This is a genomic window from Duganella radicis (assembly GCF_009720825.1).
Taxonomy (GTDB): Bacteria; Pseudomonadota; Gammaproteobacteria; order Burkholderiales; family Burkholderiaceae_D; genus Rugamonas; species Rugamonas radicis.
Genome location: NZ_WNKY01000002.1, coordinates 314,390 through 337,280, shown reverse-complemented (window position 1 = coordinate 337,280; position 22,891 = coordinate 314,390). Strand labels below are relative to the sequence as shown.

The following is a 22,891-nucleotide window of genomic DNA, read 5'->3' as shown; positions in this document are numbered from 1 at the left end:
TGGCGGGCGCCTCCGCGGCCGGCTCGGCCGCCGGGACGGCCGTTGGCGGTGCGCTGGCGGCCGCGCCGCCAGGCGGGGTATTCCGCATCAGCGCATGCATCTGTTCCGCCGTATGCTCCCACGAGGTGCGTTCGACCACCGCGCGCATGCGCTGCGCCAGCGCGGCGCGCTGCTCGGCGGTCAGCGCCAGCGCGGCCTCGCAATGGGCGATGAATTCGGCGTGGTCATGGCCGATGGCGACGATGTCGCCGTAGGGCCGCTCGACGTCGGTGATGGCGGTGCTGACCGACGGCAGCTCGGCCGCCATGTACTCCAGCACCTTGGTCGGGCTGATGTAACGGGTGGCCTCGTTCAGCGCGAACGGCAGCAGGCACACGTCCCAGCCGGCCAGGAACTGCGGCAGCGCCAGATACGACTGCTGGCCGAAGTAGTGGATGTTCTGACGCTGCGGCAGCGAGGCCGGATCGATCTTGACCACCGGCCCCACCAGCACCAGCTGCCATTCCGGATGGGCGTCGGCCATGTCGGCGATCAGTTCGGCGTCGAAACGCTCATCGATCACGCCGTAGTAGCCGAGGCGCGGATGCGGGATGTCGGCGTGCAGCGGATGGCCGTTGCTGCGGTCCAGCGCCTGCTGGAAGTGCACCGCGTCGACGCTGCTGGCGAAGCAGTGCGCGTTGGCGTGGCGGCTGCGCTTGGCCTCGTACAGACTGGGGCCGCCGGTGAACACCAGGTCGGCGCGCTTGAGCAGGGCGGTTTCGCGTTGCAGCAGCTGCTTGGGCGGATTCTTGAAGGCCGACAGCTCGTCCATGCAATCGTAGATCACCAGCGAGGCGTTCGGCGGAATCAGCGGCAGCGCCATCGGCGTGTAGAACCACGCCAGCGGCGCGTCGTTGTAGCCGGGCAGCTCGGCCAGCAGCGGTTGCAGCAGCGGGATCTGGTCGTCGTGGAAGCCCGGCGCCTGCACCGGCGTGTGCGGCTTGCACACGGTGACGTTCGGCGCCGGCGTCGAGGTCTCCATGTAGGCGGGGCCGTCGTGATACACCGGTTCCTCGACGAACAGGATGCGATAGTGTTGGGCCAGGCGCGACAGCAAATGCTGTGGGCGTTGATAGACGAAGTCCCACCGCAGGTGACAGAAAACAATCATGGTTTGCATAGCGCTCTCCCTTTGCCCGCTCGGGCTGTTAGTGGTTGGTTGACAAAGATGGTCGGTCAGGCGGATCGCCTGGTGCAGCGCGGTGGCATAGCTGGGCACCGGCACGCGTTCCAGCGGCGGTGAGCTATGCAGGTCGACGTCCCACAGGCCGCTGCGGTGCCAGTGGTCGGGGTTCTCCCAGTCGGCGCGGTCGATGGTCGGGTACAGGCACACGCCCAGCAGGTCGACGCCTTGCTGCTGCGCCAGCGCGGCCTGTTCGGCCATCTGGCGTATCCAGACGCCGCGGCCGCTGCCGACGTGGCTGGTTTCGGCCAACAGCAGCGGACGCTGGTAGCGCTGCTGTAGTTCGCTCAGGATCTGGTGCAGCGGCTGGCGGCGTGGATCGTCCAGGTGCCACCACAGCCGCAGGTTGGTGCCGCTCTCCCACTGGTTGCTGTGGTAGACGTTGCCGCCGACGATGTCCAGATAGCGCGGCGCGCCGCCCAGCTCCGGCTCGCGCCGGCCGCACAGCATGTCCCAGGCGTCGAACTGCGAGGAACGCCAGCCGGCCGCCTGCGCGCGCAGGTCGGGGCGGTCGGCCGGGGCGATCACGTGGATCAGCGGATCGCATTGCAGGAAGCGCGCGCCCGGGGTGATGGCGCGGATGGCGTCGATGGCGGCGATGGTGGCGCGAACCAGCTGCCGCTTGCCGGCCTCGCCGGCGTCCGGGTGGCGCATGTTCAGGCAATGGAACATGTGCACCGACAGGCCCCAGCTCTGGAACGAGATTTCGTTGATCGGCGAGTACACCGGCGCCGGGCCGACATGGGGCGCGAGAAATTTCGCCAGTTCGGTGCAGTAGCGCACGAAACGCGGCACAAAATCTGTACCGTAAATGTCAACGTCGTCCGGCCAGCCATAGTGGCAGAAGGTCCAGCAGACCTGCAAGCCCAGTTCTTGGGCCGCCTGGAGGCGTCCCTCAAGGATGCTGAAATCGAACTTGCCGTCGCGTTCGCACAGGCGCCAGCCGGCCGATTCACGCACCGTGCGGATGCCGAATTCGCTCAGCAGTGCGTAGTCGGCGCGGGCCCGCTCCAGGTGCCCGGTTTCGAGGTTCATATCGAGCCGGCGCCCGTGGTGATTGATGTGGTCGGCGCCTTCATAGCCGGCTTGCCAGAAGCCGGCAAACGGCGAGGAGATGGAAGACATGGCAATCGGTCCTTGAGTGGTTGCGCGCAACGGAATCGCCATGTGGTTGGAATTGCTGGCGCGCTGTGCCAAACCAACCGGAACTGTGAATCCATCCTAGCAAGCGCGCCACAGTTTTCCGCGCGGAATTGAACGATGCAAACCTGCGTTTGCGCTCAAGGTTGCTACGATGAGCAGTCATCGACATTCGTGTGCGAGGACTAGCATGAGCCAATTCGAGTACCCGCGTCCGCAATTGCAGCGCGACGCCTGGCAGTGCCTTAACGGCACCTGGGATTTCACCTTCGACGACGCGCGCCGCTACCGTCATCCGGGCGACGATATCGCCTGGGACAAGCGCATCGAGGTGCCGTATGCGCCGGAGACGCAGCTCAGCGGTATCGGCGATACCGGCTTCCACACCATCTGCTGGTATCGCTGCGAGTTCACGCTTGAAACCCGTAGCGCGCGCACCATGCTGCACTTCGGCGCGGTCGACTACCGCGCCAGCGTGTGGGTCAACGGCGTGCTGGTGGCCGAGCACGAGGGCGGCCATACGCCGTTCCGCGCCGATATCACCGCCGCGCTCAACGAGGGGCAGCGGCAAACGCTGGTGGTGCGGGCCGAGGATGATCCGAGCGACCTGGCCAAGCCGCGCGGCAAGCAGGATTGGCAGCTGGAGCCGCACTCGATCTGGTATCCGCGCACCACCGGCATCTGGCAGACGGTGTGGCTGGAGCCATTGCCGGCCACCTATATCGCCTCGCTGCGCTGGACGCCGATGTTTGACAATTTTGAAATCGGCTGCGAGGTGCTGGCCGGCGGCGACATCGACCAGCAACTGTCGGTGCAGGTGCGTTTGCTGCACAACGGGGTACTGCTGGCGGCCGACCGCTATCTGCTGGTGGGGCAGGAGGCCAACCGCAAGATCGTGCTGTCCGATCCCGGCATCGACGATTCGCGCAACGATCTGCTGTGGAGCCCCGAGCGTCCGACCCTGCTGGACGCGGAACTGACGCTGTACCACGGCGACGAGGTGGTCGACCGCGTGTGCTCCTACACGGCCTTGCGTTCGGTGGCCATCAACCGCGACCGCTTCATGCTCAATGGCCGGCCGTACCATCTGAGGCTGGTGCTGGACCAGGGCTACTGGCCGGAGTCGCTGATGACGGCGCCGTCCGACGAGGCGCTGCGGCGCGACGTGGAACTGGCCAAGGCCATGGGCTTCAACGGTGTGCGCAAGCACCAGAAGGTGGAAGACCCGCGCTATCTGTACTGGGCCGACAGGCTGGGCTTACTGGTGTGGGGCGAGATGCCGTCGGCCTATGCCTTCGGCGCGCGCTCGATGACGCGGCTGGTGAAGGAGTGGACCGAGGTGATCGAGCGCGATTACAGCCATCCGTGCGTGATCGTGTGGGTGCCGTTCAACGAGTCGTGGGGGGTGCCGAACCTGACCTCGACCCAAGCGCACCGCAACGCGGTTGAAGCCTTGTACCACCTGACGCGCATGCTGGACGGCACCCGGCCGGTGATCGGCAACGATGGCTGGGAGGCCTCGGCCACCGACATCCTCGGCATCCACGATTACGACGGCGATCCGGAAAAGCTGGGCGCGCGCTACGCGGTCAACGATCCGGTGCGGCAGCTGTTCGATCAGCGCCGTCCGGGCGGGCGCATATTGACGCTGGACGGTTTCCCGCATCGCGGCCAGCCGATCGTGCTGACGGAGTTCGGCGGCATCGCCTACGATCCGAACGCGCCGGAAGGGCATACCTGGGGCTATTCGCGCGCCGGCGATGCGGCGACCTATCTGGAACGCTACCGCGCCTTGCTGCATGTGGTGAACGAGACCGTGATGTTCAGCGGTTTCTGCTACACGCAGTTTGCCGACACCTTCCAGGAAACCAACGGCCTGCTGAACGCCGACCGCTCGCCCAAGGTACCGCTGGAGCAGATCAGCGCCGCCACGCGCAACGTGCCGGTTTAATCGGTTTCGAGATTGGTACGGATCTGCTGCAACAGGGCCTGCAACTGCGCCAGCTGATCGGCGCTCATGCCGGCCACCGCCGCGCCGGACGCCTGCACACCCAGATCGTGCAGGCTGTCGAAGATACGCCGGCCCTCGGCGCTGAGCGTCAGGCGCGTAATGCGGCGGTCATCGGCGTCGGCTTCGGCATCCAGCATGCCCTTGTCGCGCAAGCCCTTGAGCAGGCGTGCCAGCTGCGCCTTGTCGCGTCCCGAATGCGCCACCAGGTCGCCCTGCGTGGCGCCGGGACGGCGCGCGAAAAAGCCCATGGCCTTGTATTCCATATGGGTCAGCTCATGTGGCGTATCGCGCAAACCACGCAGCTGGCGCGCCCGGTACAAGTGCATCACTGAATGGATGGCATCGAACACCTGTTCCGATTGGTTGACTTTATTAACTTGTTTGGTCATAATAGGTGACATTATCAACTATGGGGCAGATGATGGCAAATCGCATTCAACGCGTAAGACACGAACTCAAACGGCGAGAACTGGAAGTGGTGAAGGTGCGGCATCTGGCTCCGAACTACGTCAGCGTAACATTCAAAGGCGAGACCTTACACGATTTCGTTTCGGCTTCCTATGACGACCACGTGAAATTCCTGATCAGCGACGAGGACCGGCGCGATTTCACGCCGCGCAGCTACAACAACGAAACGTGCGAACTGGTGGTGGAATTCGCCTTGCACGCCACCGGCGCGGCCTCCGACTGGGCGCGCCAGGCCACGCCTGGCCAGATCGCGGTATTCGGCGGCCCGCGCGGCTCGATGATCATCCCGATGGACTATGCATGGCACGTGCTGGCCGGCGATGCGACCGCGCTGCCGGCCATCCGCCGCCGCCTGGAAGAACTGCCGGCGGACGCCAAAGTACAGGTGTTGGTGTCAGGCGAGGAGGCGGCGGCGCTGAGCTTCGACAGTGCCGCGCAGGTGCAACTGCAACGCTACGCCGACAGCGCGGCGCTGCTGGCCGCGATCCGCGCGCTGGCGCTGCCGGCGGGCGAAGGCTTCTTCTGGTTTGCGGGGGAAGCGTCGGTGGCCGCGCAGGTGCGCGACGCCGTGTTTGTCGACAAGGGCCACCCGCGCGAGGCGGCCCGCATCTCGGCGTACTGGAAGCAGGGCGCTTCCGGCCACCACGAGGATCTGTAAGATCAGAACGAGTGCTTGACACCGGTGATGAGGCCAGTCTGGCTCATGCCGGCGCCGACCGAGCCGCCGGCGCTGAGTGCCAGCGCCGCCGTGCCGTCGTTGCTGATGCGGCCAGCCGCCACGTACCACGCGCTGCGCTTGGACAGGTTGTACACGCCGCGCACCAGGAACTGCGAGGTGTCGTTGTTGGTAGCGCGGTAATCCAGCCTGGCGATCTGGCCGTCGATGGTGAAGAATGGCGTCACGTTGTAGGCGGCGCCCAGGTACACCAGATTGCTGCGCGGCTGCGTGGTGGAACCCTCGTTGTTGCGGGTGATGACGCCCAGGCCGACCTTCCAGTCATTCTGCTTGATGAAGGCCGCGACGTGGGCGCGGCTGTCGGTCTTGCTGCTGCTGTTCAGGCCATTGGCCGCGCCGGTGCCGCCATAGATGCGGTCAAAGGCGCTGATCAGCGAGTAGCCGTTGCCGTCGTAGCGCAGCAGGGCGGACCACTCGCGGCAGGCCACGGCGTCGGTGGCGCTTTCGCCGGCGCAGCTGGTCCCGGCCGGGCCGCCGGCGGTGGAGGTGTCGCGGCCCAGACTATAGGTGGCGCCGACGGTCACGCCGCTGAAGGTGCCGCGATAGGCGACCGAGTTGTCGCTGCGGCCATTCGGAATGAAGCTGTCCAGCGAACCCAGACCGTATTGCGACGGGCCGATGATGTCCACGTCATAGGTCGAGATATTCAGCATGTTGTAGTTGCGGCCCAGCGTCAGCTGGCCCCACTTGCCTTGCAGGCCCACCCAGGCCTGGCGGCCGAACAGGCGGTTCTGGCCTTGGGTGCCGGTGTCCGGCGCGAAGCCGTTCTCCAGCTGGAAGATGGCTTTCAGGCCGTCGCCCAGATCCTCCGTGCCACGGAAGCCGAGGCGCGAAGGGAACATGCCGCCGCCCAGGCTCGGCATGCGGGTCACGCTGTTGCCGGCGGCATCGGCGTTGGTGTAGGTTTCCACGGCGGCGTCGATGATGCCGTACATGGTGACGTTGCTTTGCGCGTGGGCGGCGCCCACGGTCAGGGCTGCCGCCATGGCGGCATAGAGGGTTTTCTTCATTTAAGTCTCCTGGTTTGAGTTTATTTTTTGTCCCAGACGGCGGTGGAGCCGACCGAGTACAGCGCGCCCGGCGCGTTGCGGGTCTTCTGGAAATCTTCCAGTGACTGCCCGCGCATGGCGGCGTAGATGTGCAGATTGGATACGCCCACCACGGCGCCCAGCTTCTCCAGCAGGAAGAAGATCACGCCGTACTGGATCATGCCGCGCCAGTCGCGGCGCGTGATCAGGTCGCGTTCTTCGGGCGTGAGGCCGGCGGCGTCGTAGGTCGCTTCCGGCGCTTCCTTGAACTGCACGCGGAATTCCGGCTTGACCAACTGGTGCAGATACTTGTTGATGCGGTAGGCGCGCACGCTGGTCTCCAGCGTGAACGGATAGGTACCCGGCAGTTCTTCCGCACCCTTGGTCTGGTGCGCCATGTGGGCACGGTGCGCTTCGATGGCGGCGGCGCTGAGCGACTTGTCGGTCGATGCGGCGTTTTCGTACAACGCCACGGCGATGCCGGTCATCGACGGCAGGTAGTACTCGCGGTGCACGCATTTCAGGTTGCCCGACATGGCGCCGCGCATGGCCATCCACATCACCACTTCCGCGCTTTCCCAGCCGCCCAGGCGGGCGAAATCGGCGTGGGTCATGTTGAGCAGCGTTTCCGGATCGTTTTCGAACAGGTCGAGGAACTGGTGGTCCCACGGCGTGTTGTTGAAGCCCGCGCGCTCGCCGTGCACCTGGTGCGACAGGCCGCCGGTGGCCACCAGCACCACGTTCAGGTCTTCCGGATAGCTTTCGATGGCGCGGCGCAGGCCTTGCCCTAGCTTGAAGCAGCGGCGGGCCGACGGCACCGGAAATTGCAGCACGCCGATTTGCAGCGGCACGATCTTGCCCGGCCATTCCCGCTCATGCGGCCACAGGATGGACAGCGGCGAGAAGCAGCCGTGGTCCAGGCCCTTCTCCTGGAAAAAGGACATGTCGAATTCGTCCGCCATCAGCGACTGGCCGATGTGGCGCGCCAGACCGGCATGTCCGGCGACCGGCGGCAGATTGCGCGCGCCGCCGCCTTCATCGGCCGGCTGATAGCTCTCACCAATCCCCAGCGAGAACGCCGAGTAGTGGTCGAAGAAGAACGAGGTCACGTGATCGTTGTAGATGACCAGCATGACGTCGGGCTTTTTCTCCGCCAGCCATTGCTGCACCGGCTCATAAGCCTTGAAGATGGGCGCCCAAGCAGCGTCTTGCTGTTTGTTGGCGTCCAGCGCGAAGCCGATGGTCGGGGTGTGGGAAGAGGCGATGGCGCCGATGATGTTAGCCATGATGATTCCTATGCTTTTGCTACGGCGGTACGTTGACCGAATTTATTCATGATGATGAAGATGGCCGCCAGCGTGGCCGGTCCGGCCAGAATGGCGATCACCGCGCTGAAGCCCCAGCCCATCGACAGCAGCACGCCGCCGGCGAAGGAGCCGAAGATGCTGCCGAAGCGGCCCATGCCCTGCATCCAGCTGACGCCAGTGGCGCGCACCACGGTCGGGTAGCACGACGGGGCGTAGGCATTCAGGCCGGTCTGGGCGCCGCTCATGCAGAAGCCCGCCAGCAGTACGAACACCGGGAACAGCGACGATTCCACGCTGCCCGACGACAGGCACAGGATGAACGCCGCGCCGCCGATGTAGGCCAGCGAGATGACTTTGTTCGGTGCGATGCGGTCCATGAAGTAGCCTACCAGCAGCGCGCCAACGGTGCCGCCCAGCTGGAACAGCGCGGTGATGTTGGCGGCGCGCTCGATCGGCAGGCCGGCGTCCTTGATCATGGTCGGCAGCCAGCCGCTCAGCAGGTAGATCACCAGAAGGCCCATGAAGTAGGTGCCCCACAGCGACAGGGTGGTGCCGCGATAAGCAGCGGACAACAGTACCTTGCCCGGCTGCGAACCGGTGACTTGCGGTTCGCTGATGGTGAACTGCGCGTTGGCAGGGACCTCGCCGCCGACCACGCGGCGCAGGGTGCGGCCGATACGCTCGGCGGCGAATTTGCGCACCACCAGGAAGCGCACCGATTCAGGAATCAGCAGCAGGTAGATGGGCAGGCAGGCCAGTGGAATCGCGCCGCCGGCGATCAGCACCGCGCGCCAGCCGTAGTCCGGCAGCAGCGCCGCCGCACCAAAGCCGACCAGCGCAGAACCGAGATTAAAGCCGGTGAACATGATGGCGATCAGCGTGGAGCGCGAACGCTCAGGCACGTATTCCGACAGCAGGGTAGTGGTGTTCGGCATGGCCGCGCCCAGACCGAGGCCGGTCAGGAAGCGCAGCAGCGACAGGGTGGTGACGTCGCTGGCGAAGGCGCTCAGCACGCTGAAAGTGCCGAACCATGCGACGGAAGTCATCAGCAGTTTTTTGCGGCCGAAGCGGTCCGACATCGGGCCGACCAGGATCGCGCCGATGGCCAGGCCGATCGGCGCGGCGCTCATGACGACGCCGAAGGCGGCGCGGGAGATGCCCCACTCCTTGGTGATGGCCGGTGCAAGGAAGCCCATGATGGCGACATCCATGCCGTCGGTGGCGACGATCAGGAAGCACAGGGCCAGCAGCAGCCATTGGTAGCCGCTCATCTTCCGGCTGTTGATATGTGCCCGGACGTCGAGCATTTGTCCTATATTCATTAAGTCTCCTGTCTACTGCCAAGTATTTTGTAAAGTGATGTAAAGGCGGCTTGCACTGCCACCGCTTCACCAGTGTACGTTTGGACAGGAGGAGATGTATTGCTATTGCTTGCTGAACTGTTTCAATCTGCTTATCGCCAGTTTTTGCTGAAGGCTTCGATCTCGGCCATCAGCGCGTAGGCGCCGGGAGAGAGATGCGCATTCTTGCGGGTAGTGACGCCAATGCTGCGTTCCATTCCCGGCATTTCAAACGGCAGCACCACCAGCTGCCCTGTGCGAACTTCATGATGCAGCTGATGGGCCGACAACACGGTCAGCATGTCGCTCGACACCAACAGCCCGCGCAGCAGCGCCAGGTCGCCGGTTTCCACGGCGGGCGAGGGCGCCTGCTTGCCGTGGCGTTCAAAGAACTGCACCAGCGATTCGCGCAAGGGCGTGCCGCTGCGCGACAGGCCCCATGGATAGCCGGTGAGGTCGTCCAACGCCAGTCTGGCGCGCCGGGCCAGCGGATGGCCGGCGCGCGCCACCAGCGCGGCCTTGTCCTCGAACAGCGAGCGCGATTCGAAGGCATCGCCCACGCCGGCGCGCTGCGCGCCGACGATGAAGTCGATACGGCCGCTCAGCAGGCTGGCGGTCAGTTCTTCATACGGGCTTTCCAGCGAACGGATTTGCAGTTGTGGATGGCGTTTCAACACTGACGAAATGGCCACGGGCAGCAGCTGCGAGCGCGCCAGCGGCAGCGCGCCGATGGTCACCACGCCGAGTACCACGCCAGCCAGCGCGGCGATGTCTTCCGGGATGTGGCGCAGTTCTGCCAGTACGCGCTCGAACGATTCGGTCCAGCGGCGGCCGGCGTCGGTGGGCACCATGCCGTGCGCGGTGCGCAGGAATAGCGGCTGTCCCAGCATGTCCTCCAGCCGCGCGATGGCCTGGCTGACGGCCGATTGCGACACGCCCATCACGTGCGCCACGCTGGGCATGTGGTGCATTTCCGCCAGCAGCGATGCGGCCTGCAGGCGGCGTTCGTTCAGCAACGCCTCGATGCCGCCAACCTTGGCGCCGTTGCGGTCGCGCAGGCGCACGGCTTCTTCGCGCACTGCGTGCAGCTCGGCCTCGATGCGGTCGGCGCGCTTGCGCACCACATCGCCGGCGGCGGTGAGCAGCATGCCGCGTCCCTTGCGCTCGAACAGCTGGGCGTCGAGGCTCTCTTCCAGTGCGGCGACCGAGCGCGCCACGGCCGAGGAGGCGCGGTACAGGCTTTCCGAGGAGCGGCGGATGCCGCCGCTGGCGGCGACGGCATTAAACGCATGAAGGTGACGCAGGCTAACCAGGAACATAAGCAGATGAAGTGGGCCGCAATAAGCAGATTAGAACAAATCAAGGCGCACAACGCAACCACGCGAATGGTGCTGGCACGGATACTTGTGGCTTCACATTTCTTAACAATCCGTTCACCATGAGCCACCAACCAGACTCCGACCAGCGCGCCGTGCCTTGCATGTTGATGCGCGGCGGTACCTCGCGCGGACCGTTCTTCCTGGAGTCCGACCTGCCGGCGGAGACGGCGGCACGCGATCGCTTGCTGCTGGCGGCCATGGGCTCGCCCGACCCGCGCCAGATCGATGGCCTGGGCGGCGCGCATCCGCTGACCAGCAAGGTGGGCATCGTCCGCCGCAGCGCGACGCCGGGCGTGGATCTGGATTTTTTGTTCGCCCAGCTGCAACCGAATAACGACACCGTCGACGTGACGCCAAACTGCGGCAACATGCTGGCGGCGGTGCTGCCGTTCGCGCTGGAGCGCGGGCTGCTGCCGATCGCCGATGGCGCCACCACTGCGCGCATTCTGACGCTGAATACCGGCATGCGGTGCGACGTCACCGTGCAAACGCCGGGCGGCAAGCTGCAATACAGCGGCGAGGCCCGCATCGATGGCGTACCCGGTGCCGCCGCCCCGATCAGCATCAACTTCCTCGACACCGCCGGCTCCGTGTGCCCCTCGCTGCTGCCCACCGGCCGCACGCTGGACCGCATCAACGTGGGCGCCGCCGTGACGCCGTCCGCTGCGGCCCCAGCGCCGCCGCCCACCGCAACTGACTCCGCGTTGACTGCGGTTGCCGCGCCCGCCGCCGCGCCATTCGCCGTCGATGCCACGCTGATCGACAACGGCATGCCGATGGTGCTGGTGCGCGCGTCGGCCTTCGGCATCACTGGCTACGAAAGCGCCGCCGAGCTGACCGCCAACGACGCCCTGCGCGCCCGCCTCGAAGCCCTGCGCCTGGCCGCCGGCCCGCTGATGGGCCTTGGCGACGTCACCAAGAAGAACTACCCGAAAATGTGCCTGATCGCGCCCCCGCGCGACGGCGGCGCGGTGAGTACCCGCTGCTTCATCCCGCACGTCTGCCATGACTCCATCGGCGTGCTGGCGGCAGTGACCGTCGCCACCGCCTGCGTCCTCGAAGGCGCCATCGCCGACGGCATCGCCGCCGTCCCCGCCGGCGCGGTAAAGACGCTCTCCATCGAACACCCAACCGGCGAATTCAGCGTCGAACTGGAAACCGACCAAACCGGGCAAGTGGTCCGCGCCGCACTGCTGCGCACCGCACGCCCCATCATGCGCGGCGAAGTCCTCGTCCCCGCCCATCTCTAAAGGACCAACACATGATCATCGACTGCCACGGCCACTACACCACCGCGCCGAAAGCATTGGAAGAATGGCGCAACAAACAAATCGCCAACCTGAACACGCCCGAACTAGGCCCCAAAGTCGCGGAGCTGAAAATCAGCGATGATGAACTGCGCGACTCCATCGAAACCAATCAACTGCGCCTGATGAAAGAGCGCGGCTCCGACCTGACCATCTTCTCGCCGCGCGCCAGCTTCATGGCCCACCACATCGGCGACTTCAACACCAGCGCCACCTGGGCCGCCATCTGCAACGAGTTATGCGCGCGCGTGGCGCAGCTGTTCCCGGATAACTTCATCGGCGCCGCCATGCTGCCGCAATCGCCGGGCGTCGATCCGGCCACCAGCATCCCGGAACTGGAGAAGTGCGTCAGGGAGTACGGCATGGTCGGCATCAACCTGAATCCCGATCCATCGGGCGGTCACTGGACCGCGCCGCCGCTGTCGGACCGTTCGTGGTATCCGATCTACGAGAAAATGGTGGAGTACGAAATTCCCGCCATGATCCACGTCAGCACCAGCTGCAACGCGTGCTTCCACACCACCGGCGCGCACTACTTGAACGCCGACACCACCGCCTTCATGCAATGCCTGACCAGCGACTTGTTCAAGGACTTCCCGACCTTGAAATTCCTGATCCCGCACGGCGGCGGCGCCGTGCCATACCACTGGGGCCGATTCCGCGGCCTGGCGCAGGAAATGAAAAAACCGCTGCTGAGCGAACACCTGCTGAACAACATCTACTTCGACACCTGCGTCTACCACCAGCCAGGCATCGACCTGCTGACCAAGGTTATGCCGGTGAAGAATGTGCTGTTCGCCTCCGAGATGATCGGCGCCGTGCGCGGCATCGATCCGGAAACCGGCAACTACTACGACGACACCAAACGCTACATCGAGGCGGCCAACCTGAGCGCCGACGACCGCACCGATATTTTTGAACGCAACGCGCGCCGCGTCTTCCCACGCCTGGACCGCGCACTGAAGGAGAAGGGCTTATGAGCACACCGCTGATCAACCAACTGGGCATCGTCAAGCGCAACATCGTGCGCGCCGAGCGTGGGCATGTGGAGCATCTGGGCCAGTTTGGCAGCGCCACCGTGCACGAGGCCATGGGCCGTGTGGGTTTGCTCAAGCCGTACATGCGCCCGATCTACGCTGGCGCGCAAGCCGCCGGCACCGCCGTCACCGTGCTACTGCACCCGGGCGACAACTGGATGATGCACGTGGTGGCGGAACAGATCCAGCCGGGCGACATTGTGGTGGCGGCCATCACCGCCGAATGCAGTGACGGCTACTTCGGCGACCTTTTGGCCACCAGCTTCAAGGCGCGCGGCGCTAAAGCGCTCATCATCGACGCCGGCGTACGCGACGTGCGCTTCCTGAGCGAGATGGGTTTCCCGGTGTGGAGCAAGAACATCAGCGCCAAAGGCACTATTAAATCGACGCTGGGCTCGGTGAACATTCCGGTACTGTGCGCCGGCGCGCTGGTCAATCCGGGCGACGCCGTGATCGCCGACGATGACGGTGTGGTGATCGTGCCAGCCGCCGACGTGGCGCGCGTGGCAGCCGTCGCGCAAAAGCGCGAAGACCTGGAAGGCGAGAAGCGCGCCAGGCTGGCTGCTGGCGTGCTGGGGCTCGACATGTACAACATGCGCGGCCCGCTGGAGCAGGCCGGCCTCAAATACATCGATTGATCCCACCTAGCCGGTTCGGGCGACAAAGCGCTGTTTTGCAAACAGCGCTGTCGCGGCCAGCAGGCCAGGAATCGCCAGTACGGCGAGAATCATGCTGAAATCCAGTTTCAGCACCACTAGCTGTCCTACCAGGAAAGCGCCCGCGATTGCGCCGATCCGTCCCGCCGCCAGCATCCAGGCCACACCGCTTGCCCGGGCGGCGGTCGGGTAATACTGCGCCGCGAGGGATGGCAGCGATGCCTGCGAGGTCGACATCAAGGTTCCCGCAATCATCACGATGATGACCAATGCGGATAACTCTCCTCCTGCCTGACCAATGGTAAAGATAGCGACCGAGGAGAGGGCAAAGCCGATTGCCACCATCCTGTCCGCGTTATATCGGTCCATCAGCCAGCCGAGGGCGACCGCGCCAACGCCGCCGAGCGGAAACAATGCCGCAACCATGGTCGCGTCCCGCGATGAAAGACCCGTCTCTCGAAACAGTACTGGCATCCAGTTCACCAGCGCGTAAAAAATCACCAGGCCCATGAAATACGTAATCCATAGCATGGCGGTGCCGAAGGCGTAGCGACGGGAAAACATTACATTCAGCGCATTGAGCTTGCGGTCCGTCAGGCAGGTTTCGGCCAGCCTGAAGTCCTGGCTGTTGCCGATTGGTCCAATGCGGGACAACACGGCGCGGATGCGGGCGCCCGGCCATGCACGCGCCACCATAAACCTCACCGATTCCGGCAGTGAAAGCAGCAGGACCACGCCCAGCAGCACGGGAGCCACGCCACCAACCAGCAAGACACTGCGCCACCCCCAGTGAGGCATCATCCAGGCCGCAAGGAAGCCGCCCAGCGCCGCTCCCAGCGGAAAGCCGCAGAACATGCCATTGGTAAGCGTCGCGCGGCGCGCTCCGGGGCAGTACTCGCTCATCAGCGTGATGGCGTTGGGCATGGCGGCGCCCAGTCCTATACCGGTTATGAAGCGGAATATCGTCAACTGCGTGAGGCTGTCGGCCTTGGCGGCAAACAGGCTCGCGATGCCGAACAGGAAGACGGCGCCGACAAGCGGACGCCTGCGGCCGAAACGATCGGCCAGCGGGCCCGCCACCATGGAACCGAAGATCAGGCCAACCAAGGCTGCGCTCAGCACTGGCGCCAGCTGAGCCTTGCTCTGCCCCCACTCCGCCATCAGCAAGGGGGCGATATAGCCGATGGATGCTGTATCGAAGCCGTCCAGAAGCACCACGCAAAAGCACAGCGCAAATACCAACCACTGATAGGCCGAGAACGGCCGGTTGTCCAGAAACTGCTGCACGTCCAGTGCGGGCTGTTGATGACGCATTTTATTCGCCTCCTTCTTTTTGTGGCGGCTTGACGTTATAGGAGATCCGTCCTGCGGGGAGGAAGAAGAAGGCGATTACCGCACCGCCTTTCACTTCCGGATAGTGGTGGCTACCTGGCGATGGCGCAGTCCAACCCGCGCCGCACCAACCGTTGGGGCCGCCCAGTGCCGCGCCCTCATTGAGTGGAATCACCATATTGAATTCACCATAGGGATGTGAATGGTAATCACCCCGGAATATTTTTCCGGAATCGCCGTGCTCACTGAGCAGGCTATCCATGTAGACAGCGGTGATGCTGAAGTTGAACGTTTCAGCACATGGTTCCATGAGGCGGCTGCGCCGATACCGCGCGCCGCTGATCTCCACGTTCGCCACCCATCCTTCCCGCACCCCGGCCTGAATCAACTGGCTGAGGTCTTCATATAGCGCGGACCCGGGGCCATGTGTCTGATTCAGCCAATCCTCGACCTTGGCGCCGGGTGTCATGTCCTTTATCTCATCAAGAAATGGAATGCACCGACGAATCAATTCCTCACGCTTTTTCATCATTGTTCTCCTCCTGGTTTTGAGCGGTGTTTTGTGACTGGAATATTACGGAGGATGGGCGGCCGCAAGAAGCGAAGGTTCTGCATAAGGGTCATGAACAACTTTCAATTCACCTGGGCTATCCGTTGTGTCCGGTGTAAGTTGCGCGGTATGATGGGCAGTGAGAAAATCAGCCCCGCACGTATGAACCTCGATCGCCTGGACCTCAATCTCCTGCGTGTCTTCAATGTTGTTTATGAAGAACGCAACCTGCTGCGCGCCGCCAAACGGCTGAATCTGAGCCAGTCTGCGATCAGCCACGCGCTGGGACGTTTGCGGGAGTCGCTTGGAGATGATCTGTTTGTGCGGACAGGTAACGGCATGCAGCCTACCGCGCGAGCTAATGCGATGTCCGCGCCGCTGCATAGCGCGCTGATCCAGATTGGCAACGCGGTGGGTAACGAACCATTTGCGCCGGCGACCGCGGAACGTGAATTCGTGATTGCCGCGAATGACTATATCACCCTGGTTTTGGTGGAGCGGCTCCAACTGCGCCTGCAGGAATTGGCGCCGAGGATCAACCTGGTGATCCGGCCGTCCACCCGCATAGATCTCGCGGGGCAGCTGGACCTGGGGCGAATCGACATCGCCGTCGGGGTCTTCGCGGAACTTCCGCCACGCTTTGGCGCTGTGTCGCTGTGGAGGCAGACGGATGCGCTGGCCATGCGGCCCGGTCACCCGTTGGCCAACCGGGCGGTCGCATTGGAGGACCTGGCCGCGTATCCGCTGCTGGCGGTGTCGCTGGGCGGGGCGGAAGAGGGGGCCGTTGACGGTTATCTTTCCGAGCGCGGACTGGCGCGCGAGTCCGAGATGTTCGATCGTGCGGCATTGCCGGAAGCCGCGCGCCTGCGCATGTTGTTGCCGCATTCGCTTGCGGTTCCCGCGCTGCTGCGCGGCAGCGACATGCTGGCGGTGCTGCCGGAACCGCTCAGCAGGCACTTCGCGCAAAGCGGCGGCCTTTGCCAGGCCGCGCTTCCCTATGAGGCGCGCCGGGTACAGGTCCAGGCCGTCTGGCATGCGCGCAGCGGCGACGACCCGGCGCATATCTGGCTGCGCGGTGTAATTCAACAAACGACGAATGCTCTTGGCATCGACGCGGACGCCATGACGCGCCGCCAGTCGACTGAAGCGCAAATTGTGCAAGCGCATATTGAATAGACTTCAGTGGCGTGCGATCCCCATCTCGGGGATGATCAGTGAATGCAATGACATCTCATCCCCCTCGCGCACCCCGCGCTCTTTTGCTTGACCACCGTCGTCCTGCGTTCATTCATCGCCGGCCGCAATCCGGTCACCTTCATGCGCGGTGGTTCCGCGCGTGATTTCGCCTCGCGCTATTGCTGCTGGGATCGAGCGGGGTCGTCTATGAATGTGGGGCGCCAGCCATTCGCACGGGTTGGCGCTCAATAGCGTTGCGACCTTTTGGAATCATGCTGGCATGACTGCGTGCGGCGAACGCCGCTAGTTTGATCTAATCGAGAGACGAGCCGGAAAAGCAGGCCCAGGATGTCGAAACGATGTCCTGGGCCTGATCTCTTTTCAGCGCCGCTTGAAGGATATCCTCAAGCCACTACACTGAGATGACTATCTACACGTGGGATGAAACCAAGCGTAAAAGCAACGTGCGCAAGCATGGGCTGGACTTTGCCGATGCGCCAGGCGTAATCGAGAACCGTGCTTTTACGACAGAAGACGTGCGCTTTCATTACACGAGCGCCGATTTACCACGCTTGGATACCTCCAGGACAAAGCAGTTTCTGTAACCTACTCGGAGTATAAAAATGTCATCAGAATTATCTCATTCCGCACGGCTAGTAGAAGAGAGTATAAACGACTACTTGGCTCGTGCTGATAGCTGGATTAACGCGAAGCCCAACCGCGACGATGAAATCCAGTTCGACGAAGATTGCCCGGAGTACGATCCGCGCTATTTCACTGAACCGGTTTATCGCATTAATGGCCGGATCATCGAGCCGCGCAAGTCCCCTGACGATCCAATTGATCCGGAGGTGGTGGCGTTTTATAAGAGGATCACGCCGCTGGTGCAGATGGAGCCGGAGATTTTGGGCGGCATGCCCGTGTTCAAGGACACACTCGTGCCTATCAAGTGCATGTTTGATTATCTGCTGGCGCGGAAGTCGATGAGCGACTTCCTGCGCGACTATCCATCCGTGCCTGAAGCAACAGCGCGCGCCGTGTTGGAGAACGACGCCACGCTGTTCTATGAGGAGATTAGTAAGAGGCTGGCTGCGGACGGCGGATGAAGAGGGCGGTCAGCATGCCGATCGCACACACGCCGATCACGTACCATGCCGGGCCAAGTGGATCGTTCTTCAGCATCAGCGTCACCACCACCGGCGTCAGGCCGCCGAAGATGGCGTAGGACAGGTTGTACGAGAACGACAGGCCCGAGAAGCGCACCTGCGCCGGGAAGGCTTGCACCAGCACGCACGGCACCGCGCCCACCACGCCCACGCAGAAGCCGGTCAGGCCATACAGCGGCAGCAGCAGTTCCGGTTGCGCGCGCAGCGTGGTGTAGAAAACGTAGGTGCAGATCGCCAGCAGCAGCGAGCCGACAAACAGTACCGGTTTGGCGCCCACCTTGTCGGCCAGCACGCCATACACCACGCAGCCCAGCGCCAGCCCCAGCGTCGCCAGGGTGTTGGCCACCAGCGAAGTGCGCGCGTCGATGTGGTAGACCTTTTGCAGCAAGGCTGGCGTCATCAGGATCACCACCACGATACCGGCCGACAGCATCCACGTCAGCAGCATCGATACCGTCACCGCGCCGCGATGGCTGCGCAGCACGGACTTCAACGGCATTTCGGCCGCCAGCGCTTTGCGCTGCGCCATCTCGGCGAAGACCGGCGTCTCATGCAGCCAGCGGCGCAGGTACATCGCGCCCAGGCCGAACACGCCGCCCAGCAGGAAGGGGATGCGCCATGCGCCGGTCAGCACTTCATCCGGTTTGTAGACGGTGTTCAGGCCCGTCGCCACCAGCGATCCAAGCAGGATGCCGAAGGTCAGGCCGGCCGTCAGCACGCCGCAGGCATAGCCGGTGTAACGCGACGGCACGTGTTCGGACACGAACACCCAGGCACCAGGCACTTCGCCACCCACCGCCGCGCCCTGGAACACGCGCATCAACAGCAGCAGCAAAGGCGCGGCCAGGCCGATGTTGGCGTAGGTCGGCAGCAGGCCGATGGTCAGCGTCGGCACCGCCATCATCAGGATCGACAGCGTGAACATGCGCTTGCGGCCCAGCAGGTCGCCAAAGTGCGCCATGACGATGCCGCCCAACGGACGCACCACATAGCCGGCGGCGAAGATGCCAAACGTTTGCAGGGTGCGCAGCCAGTCCGGCATCTCGGGCGGGAAGAACAGCTGCCCGATGGCGTTGGCAAAGAAGACGAAGATGATGAAGTCGTAGAACTCAAGCGCGCCGCCCAGTGCGGCCAGCGACAGTGTTTTGTAATCCTGGCCCGTCAGCGGGCGAACAGTCTCGTTGTTGTGCATTGTTTTGTTGTTGTCAGGTTGATCGAGAGTAGGGCAGACGTAGCATAGCACCCGAAGTGTGGCTTTTGTGCACGGTTTATGTTGCGCCGCCGCAGCCAAGTGCCGGCCAAGGCAGGACGGGGGATCTCCTGCGGCTGGCGTGCTGCGGCGCAGCACGAATATATCTTTACAAATTCCTACGGTAAGCTAAAGTCGATACAAATGATAACGCTATCTTAGCGTTCGACAGATCCTCCCCGTATTCGATTGATAGTGGCCGCTGTATCGCAGCGGTTTCATCGGGCTGGTTATGTTAGCGCTAACTATTCTTGGAGACATGGATGCAGAGTATCCGTTGGGTGGTCATGGGCGTCAGCGGTTGCGGCAAGAGTACGGTCGGGCAGGCGCTGGCTACCGCGAACGGCGTGCCTTTCGTCGAGGGCGACCAGTATCACCCGCCGGCCAACGTGGCCAAGATGTCGGCCGGCGTGCCGCTCAACGATGACGACCGCGCCGACTGGCTGCTGGCCTTGCAGGCGCAGATCGGCGCGGCGCGCCTGCGCGGCGAGGGATTGGTGATCTCCTGCTCCTCGCTCAAGCGCCGCTACCGCGACCTGCTGCGCGAAGGCGATCCGGCGCTGCGCTTCGCGCACCTGAACGGACCGAAGGAATTGATCGAAGCGCGCATGCGGGCGCGCGTCGGCCACTACATGCCGACTTCCCTGCTGGACAGCCAGTTCCGCGACCTGGAACCGCTGCAAGCCGATGAGGCAGGCATCACGCTGGATATCGAAACACCGCCCACGGAGCTGGTCACACAAATCCGGGGCAACAGCTAGCAGCACAAATCACAATAACTAGATGGAGACTGACAATGACTACACCAACTACCCGTAACACCATCATGCGCCTGGCCGTGGCCAGTGCGTGCAGCTGGATCGCCATCTCGGCGGCTCACGCCCAGCAAGTCGTCGCCGCCGATGCGCAACAAGCCGCGCCGGCCGCACAGGACGCGCCGGCCGCCGCCACCGAACCTGAAGCCAAGGTCGATAACGTGGTGACCGTGTCCGGCTCGCGCATTTCGGCGCGCGGCTTCACTCTGCCTACGCCAACCACGGTGCTGAGTTCCGAAGACCTGGCCAAGACCGCCAAGCCTAACCTGTTCAACGCCATCGCCGAGCTGCCGGCGCTGCAAGGCAGCACCGGCCGTACCACCAGCACCAACAGCACCAGCAGCGGCATTCAGGGCTTGTCCTCGCTGTCGCTGCGCGGCCTCGGTCCGATCCGCACCCTGACGCTGCTGGATGGCCAGCGCGTGGTTGGCGCCAACGTCACCGGCGTGACGGACGTCAGCCAGTTCCCGCAGCTGCTGGTCAAGCGCGTGGACGTGGTGACCGGCGGCGCCTCGGCGTCCTACGGTTCGGACGCCATCGGCGGTGTGGTCAACTTTGTCACCGATAAAAAGTTCGAAGGCGCCAAGTTCAACGTCGAAGGCGGCCAGACCACCTATAGCGACGACAAGAACGGCACCTTCCAGGCGGCCTTCGGCAAGGCCTTCATGGACGACCGTTTGCACGTGACGGCCAGCGTGGAATATGGCCGCGAGAAGGGCATCGAGTCGCCGGGCTTCGGTGAGGTCGGCCCGAATGGCCGTACGTGGTACAAGAACCCGGCTTACCAGATCCGTCCACTGTCGCAGACCAATGACGGCAAGCCGCAATACACCGTGATCGAACACGCGCAGCAGTACCAGTACGCCAAGTACGGCCTGATTACCAGCGGCCCGCTGCAAGGCACGGCGTTCGGCGCCAATGGTCAGCCATATCAGTTCCAGTATGGCTCGAACGGCGTGCCGACCGGCACCGGCGCGGTGACCGGCTGCGTCAATCCGTTCTGCATCGGCGGTGACCTGAGCGGCAGCGTCGGCGCCGGCACCAACCTGGCGATGGACCTGACGCGCCAGGTGGGCTATACCCGCGTGGGCTTCGACATCAATCCGGATCACGAGATCTATATGACCGCGAACTTCGGCCGCGTGAAGTCCGCCTTCTCGCCGAATCCGGGCGCGGCCAAGAACGCCAACCTGACCATTCAGTGCTCGAATCCATACCTGCCGGCTTCCATCGTGGCGGCGTGCGCGTCGAATAACATCACCAGCTTCCAGTACGGTACGGCCAACGCCATCTTCCCGGAGAATATCAACGTTCACCCGACCCGCGAGATGCGCCGCCTGACGCTGGGCGCGAACGGCCGCTTCCCGGCCTTCGGCAAGGAATGGACCTATGATGCTTACGTCGAGCGCGGCATCAACTTCACCGACATCATCGTCAAGGACATGACGCTGAACGCGCGCTACAACGCCGCTATCGACGCTGTGCGCCTGGCCGACGGCAGCATCGTTTGCCGCAACACCGTGGCGCGCGCCGCCGGCTGCGTCCCGCTCAACATCATCGGCAATGTGCCGGTCAGCGCCGCCGCCTGGGGCTATGTGGCGCCGGAAAACGGCCCGCAGCAGCACACCCGCCAGCAGCAGGACGTGGGCAGTTTCAATATCAACGGTGAAGTGTTTGACACCTGGGCCGGCCCGGTCGCACTGGCAACCGGCGCCGAATGGCGCCGCGAGTCGTATCGCGTCAACGGCGACCCATACGGCAACGGTATCTTCCCGGACAGCCCGAACACCGCGCAGTATCCGGCCGATCCTATCCTCAACTCCACCGTCGGCAATAACTGGTACGCCGGTAACTACCACAACGCTTCCGGCACCTACAACGTGCGCGAAGCCTATGCGGAGTTGAACCTGCCGGTGCTGAAATCGGCCACCTGGGGCGAGGCCAACATCAACGTCGCCGACCGCCATACCAAGTACAGCACCTCCGGCCACGTGGAAAGCTGGAAGCTGGGCGCCAACTGGAAGACCGGCATTGATGGTTTGCGCTTGCGCGCGGTCACCTCGAAAGACGTGCGCGCGCCGAACTTGAGCGAACTGTATGCGGCGGCGGTGGTGGTCAACAACGTGGTGCAGTATCAGGGCAACACCGTCACCATCCAGCAGCGCACCGTGGGCAACACCAGGCTGCGTCCTGAAATCGCCCGCAACAATATCTTCGGCGTGGTGCTGGATCGCCCAAGCTGGGCGCCGGGCTTCAGCGCTTCGGTCGACTACTTCGACATCAAGGTCAATGGTGTGATCTCGTCGCTGTCGGCGCAGCAGGAAGTGGATCTGTGCGTGGCCGGTAACCAGGAAATCTGCGGCGCCATGTCGCTCGGTAACCCGATCCCGACCAACAACTACGTGACGGTGCAAGCCTTCAACCTGGCTTCCTTGCATAGCAAGGGCTATGACCTGGAAGCGTCGTATCGCCTGAATCTGAAGGACTGGAATCTGCCGGGCCGCTTCACCGTGCGCGGCCTGCTGACCCGTAACATCAGCTTCCTGACCGACCCGGGCGTGGTGGGCACCATTCCATCGGAAGGCGCCGGCAATAACCTGGGTAACACGCCACGCTGGAAAGGCCTGTTCTCGCAGTCGTGGGATACCGATAAATACAGCCTGACGCTGAGCGAGCGCTGGATCAGCAGCGGCAAGTACAGCAACGAGTATATCGAGTGCCAGACCAATTGCCCGGTATCGACCGTGATCCATCCGACCATCTACAACAACCACATGAAGGGCGCTTTCTACGTGGACCTGGGCGGCAGCTGGAAGTTCTCGGACAAGGCCACGGCCTTCTTCAAGATCGACAACATCGGCAACGTCGATCCGGCAGCGGCGCCGCAAGCTAACCTGAGCTTCGGCATCAACCCGGCCCTGTACGATGTGATCGGCCGTGTGTACCGCGTTGGTCTGCGCTACAACTTCTAA

The 22,891-nt window shown here is 63.7% G+C and carries 18 protein-coding genes; 9 read left to right on the top strand and 9 right to left on the bottom strand.

All coding sequences use genetic code 11. The annotated features are described in order from the left end of the window. Positions 1-2,347: glycosyltransferase family protein (locus tag GM676_RS32040; protein WP_155462213.1), on the bottom strand; the 2,347-nt coding region annotated here is incomplete at its 3' end. Positions 2,348-2,552: 205 nt separating this feature from the next. On the opposite strand from GM676_RS32040, the gene GM676_RS04645 reads away from it, so the two are divergent. Continuing rightward, on the top strand, positions 2,553-4,313 hold the full coding sequence (locus tag GM676_RS04645) for a glycoside hydrolase family 2 protein (protein WP_155462212.1): 1,761 nt from the start codon (positions 2,553-2,555) through the stop codon (positions 4,311-4,313). On the opposite strand, the gene GM676_RS04640 is transcribed toward GM676_RS04645, so the two are convergent. Continuing rightward, the gene (locus tag GM676_RS04640) at positions 4,310-4,762 is read right to left on the bottom strand and encodes a MarR family winged helix-turn-helix transcriptional regulator (protein WP_170304215.1); all 453 of its coding nucleotides are present in this window, start codon (positions 4,760-4,762) and stop codon (positions 4,310-4,312) included. The two genes, GM676_RS04645 and GM676_RS04640, sit on opposite strands and share 4 nt — an antisense overlap. Positions 4,763-4,782: 20 nt before the next feature. Here GM676_RS04640 and GM676_RS04635 point away from each other — a divergent pair, with 20 nt between their 5' ends. Then, positions 4,783-5,499 carry a siderophore-interacting protein gene (locus tag GM676_RS04635; RefSeq protein ID WP_155462211.1) on the top strand — a complete coding sequence of 239 codons (717 nt, stop codon included), beginning with the start codon at positions 4,783-4,785 and terminating at the stop codon, positions 5,497-5,499. 2 nt (positions 5,500-5,501) lie between these two features. Here GM676_RS04635 and GM676_RS04630 read toward each other — a convergent pair whose 3' ends face one another. The 4 genes from GM676_RS04630 to GM676_RS04615 all read right to left on the bottom strand — a co-directional run bounded on the left by GM676_RS04630 (position 5,502) and on the right by GM676_RS04615 (position 10,571). Next, the gene (locus GM676_RS04630) at positions 5,502-6,587 is read right to left on the bottom strand and encodes a porin (protein WP_155462210.1); all 1,086 of its coding nucleotides are present in this window, start codon (positions 6,585-6,587) and stop codon (positions 5,502-5,504) included. Between the two features lie 20 nt (positions 6,588-6,607). Beyond that, complete coding sequence (locus GM676_RS04625) at positions 6,608-7,891, bottom strand: gallate dioxygenase (RefSeq protein WP_155462209.1); 1,284 nt, start codon at positions 7,889-7,891, stop codon at positions 6,608-6,610. An 8-nt stretch (positions 7,892-7,899) separates the two neighbouring features. After that, the gene (locus GM676_RS04620; RefSeq protein ID WP_155462208.1) at positions 7,900-9,234 is read right to left on the bottom strand and encodes an MFS transporter; all 1,335 of its coding nucleotides are present in this window, start codon (positions 9,232-9,234) and stop codon (positions 7,900-7,902) included. Positions 9,235-9,365: 131 nt separating this feature from the next. Beyond that, positions 9,366-10,571, bottom strand: a complete 1,206-nt coding sequence (locus GM676_RS04615; RefSeq protein WP_155462207.1) for a LysR family transcriptional regulator — start codon at positions 10,569-10,571, stop codon at positions 9,366-9,368. Between the two features lie 119 nt (positions 10,572-10,690). Here GM676_RS04615 and GM676_RS04610 point away from each other — a divergent pair, with 119 nt between their 5' ends. Genes GM676_RS04610 through ligK form a run of 3 tightly spaced genes read left to right on the top strand, consistent with a single transcriptional unit; the run spans position 10,691 to position 13,613 of the window. Then, positions 10,691-11,881, top strand: a complete 1,191-nt coding sequence (locus GM676_RS04610) for a 4-oxalomesaconate tautomerase (protein ID WP_155462206.1) — start codon at positions 10,691-10,693, stop codon at positions 11,879-11,881. A gap of 11 nt (positions 11,882-11,892) precedes the next feature. After that, positions 11,893-12,918 carry an amidohydrolase family protein gene (locus tag GM676_RS04605; protein ID WP_155462205.1) on the top strand — a complete coding sequence of 342 codons (1,026 nt, stop codon included), beginning with the start codon at positions 11,893-11,895 and terminating at the stop codon, positions 12,916-12,918. A gap of 11 nt (positions 12,919-12,929) precedes the next feature. Next, positions 12,930-13,613: a 4-carboxy-4-hydroxy-2-oxoadipate aldolase/oxaloacetate decarboxylase gene (gene ligK / locus GM676_RS04600; RefSeq protein WP_371866112.1), complete on the top strand. Its 684-nt coding sequence runs from the start codon at positions 12,930-12,932 to the stop codon at positions 13,611-13,613. Positions 13,614-13,619: 6 nt separating this feature from the next. On the opposite strand, the gene GM676_RS04595 is transcribed toward ligK, so the two are convergent. After that, complete coding sequence (locus tag GM676_RS04595) at positions 13,620-14,945, bottom strand: MFS transporter (RefSeq protein WP_155462203.1); 1,326 nt, start codon at positions 14,943-14,945, stop codon at positions 13,620-13,622. Position 14,946: 1 nt separating this feature from the next. Further along, positions 14,947-15,492 (bottom strand): DUF4863 family protein, encoded by a 546-nt coding sequence (locus GM676_RS04590; RefSeq protein ID WP_155462238.1) that lies wholly within the window; start codon positions 15,490-15,492, stop codon positions 14,947-14,949. A 93-nt stretch (positions 15,493-15,585) separates the two neighbouring features. Between GM676_RS04590 and GM676_RS04585 the strand changes: the two genes are divergently transcribed. Next, positions 15,586-16,689, top strand: coding sequence for a LysR family transcriptional regulator (locus tag GM676_RS04585; protein ID WP_308936674.1), 1,104 nt, complete (start codon positions 15,586-15,588; stop codon positions 16,687-16,689). 623 nt (positions 16,690-17,312) lie between these two features. Continuing rightward, complete coding sequence (locus tag GM676_RS31760; protein ID WP_211923145.1) at positions 17,313-17,795, top strand: DUF433 domain-containing protein; 483 nt, start codon at positions 17,313-17,315, stop codon at positions 17,793-17,795. On the opposite strand, the gene GM676_RS04565 is transcribed toward GM676_RS31760, so the two are convergent. Further along, the gene (locus tag GM676_RS04565) at positions 17,764-19,047 is read right to left on the bottom strand and encodes an MFS transporter (protein ID WP_155462201.1); all 1,284 of its coding nucleotides are present in this window, start codon (positions 19,045-19,047) and stop codon (positions 17,764-17,766) included. The genes GM676_RS31760 and GM676_RS04565 overlap by 32 nt on opposite strands. Before the next feature lie 320 nt (positions 19,048-19,367). Here GM676_RS04565 and GM676_RS04560 point away from each other — a divergent pair, with 320 nt between their 5' ends. Then, complete coding sequence (locus GM676_RS04560) at positions 19,368-19,865, top strand: gluconokinase (protein ID WP_229262530.1); 498 nt, start codon at positions 19,368-19,370, stop codon at positions 19,863-19,865. Between the two features lie 35 nt (positions 19,866-19,900). Beyond that, complete coding sequence (locus tag GM676_RS04555; protein WP_229262529.1) at positions 19,901-22,891, top strand: TonB-dependent receptor plug domain-containing protein; 2,991 nt, start codon at positions 19,901-19,903, stop codon at positions 22,889-22,891.

Coding starts and splice junctions, on each gene's coding strand:
- GM676_RS04635 (WP_155462211.1), top strand. CDS start 4,783: ATGGGGCAGATGATGGCAAATCGCATTCAACGCGTAAGACACGAACTC.
- GM676_RS04605 (WP_155462205.1), top strand. CDS start 11,893: ATGATCATCGACTGCCACGGCCACTACACCACCGCGCCGAAAGCATTG.
- GM676_RS04565 (WP_155462201.1), bottom strand. CDS start 19,047: ATGCACAACAACGAGACTGTTCGCCCGCTGACGGGCCAGGATTACAAA.
- GM676_RS04560 (WP_229262530.1), top strand. CDS start 19,368: ATGCAGAGTATCCGTTGGGTGGTCATGGGCGTCAGCGGTTGCGGCAAG.
- GM676_RS04645 (WP_155462212.1), top strand. CDS start 2,553: ATGAGCCAATTCGAGTACCCGCGTCCGCAATTGCAGCGCGACGCCTGG.
- GM676_RS04590 (WP_155462238.1), bottom strand. CDS start 15,492: ATGAAAAAGCGTGAGGAATTGATTCGTCGGTGCATTCCATTTCTTGAT.
- GM676_RS04555 (WP_229262529.1), top strand. CDS start 19,901: ATGACTACACCAACTACCCGTAACACCATCATGCGCCTGGCCGTGGCC.
- GM676_RS04630 (WP_155462210.1), bottom strand. CDS start 6,587: ATGAAGAAAACCCTCTATGCCGCCATGGCGGCAGCCCTGACCGTGGGC.
- GM676_RS04640 (WP_170304215.1), bottom strand. CDS start 4,762: ATGACCAAACAAGTTAATAAAGTCAACCAATCGGAACAGGTGTTCGAT.
- GM676_RS04625 (WP_155462209.1), bottom strand. CDS start 7,891: ATGGCTAACATCATCGGCGCCATCGCCTCTTCCCACACCCCGACCATC.
- GM676_RS04620 (WP_155462208.1), bottom strand. CDS start 9,234: ATGAATATAGGACAAATGCTCGACGTCCGGGCACATATCAACAGCCGG.
- GM676_RS04610 (WP_155462206.1), top strand. CDS start 10,691: ATGAGCCACCAACCAGACTCCGACCAGCGCGCCGTGCCTTGCATGTTG.
- GM676_RS04615 (WP_155462207.1), bottom strand. CDS start 10,571: ATGTTCCTGGTTAGCCTGCGTCACCTTCATGCGTTTAATGCCGTCGCC.
- GM676_RS31760 (WP_211923145.1), top strand. CDS start 17,313: ATGTCATCAGAATTATCTCATTCCGCACGGCTAGTAGAAGAGAGTATA.
- GM676_RS04585 (WP_308936674.1), top strand. CDS start 15,586: ATGAACAACTTTCAATTCACCTGGGCTATCCGTTGTGTCCGGTGTAAG.
- GM676_RS04595 (WP_155462203.1), bottom strand. CDS start 14,945: ATGCGTCATCAACAGCCCGCACTGGACGTGCAGCAGTTTCTGGACAAC.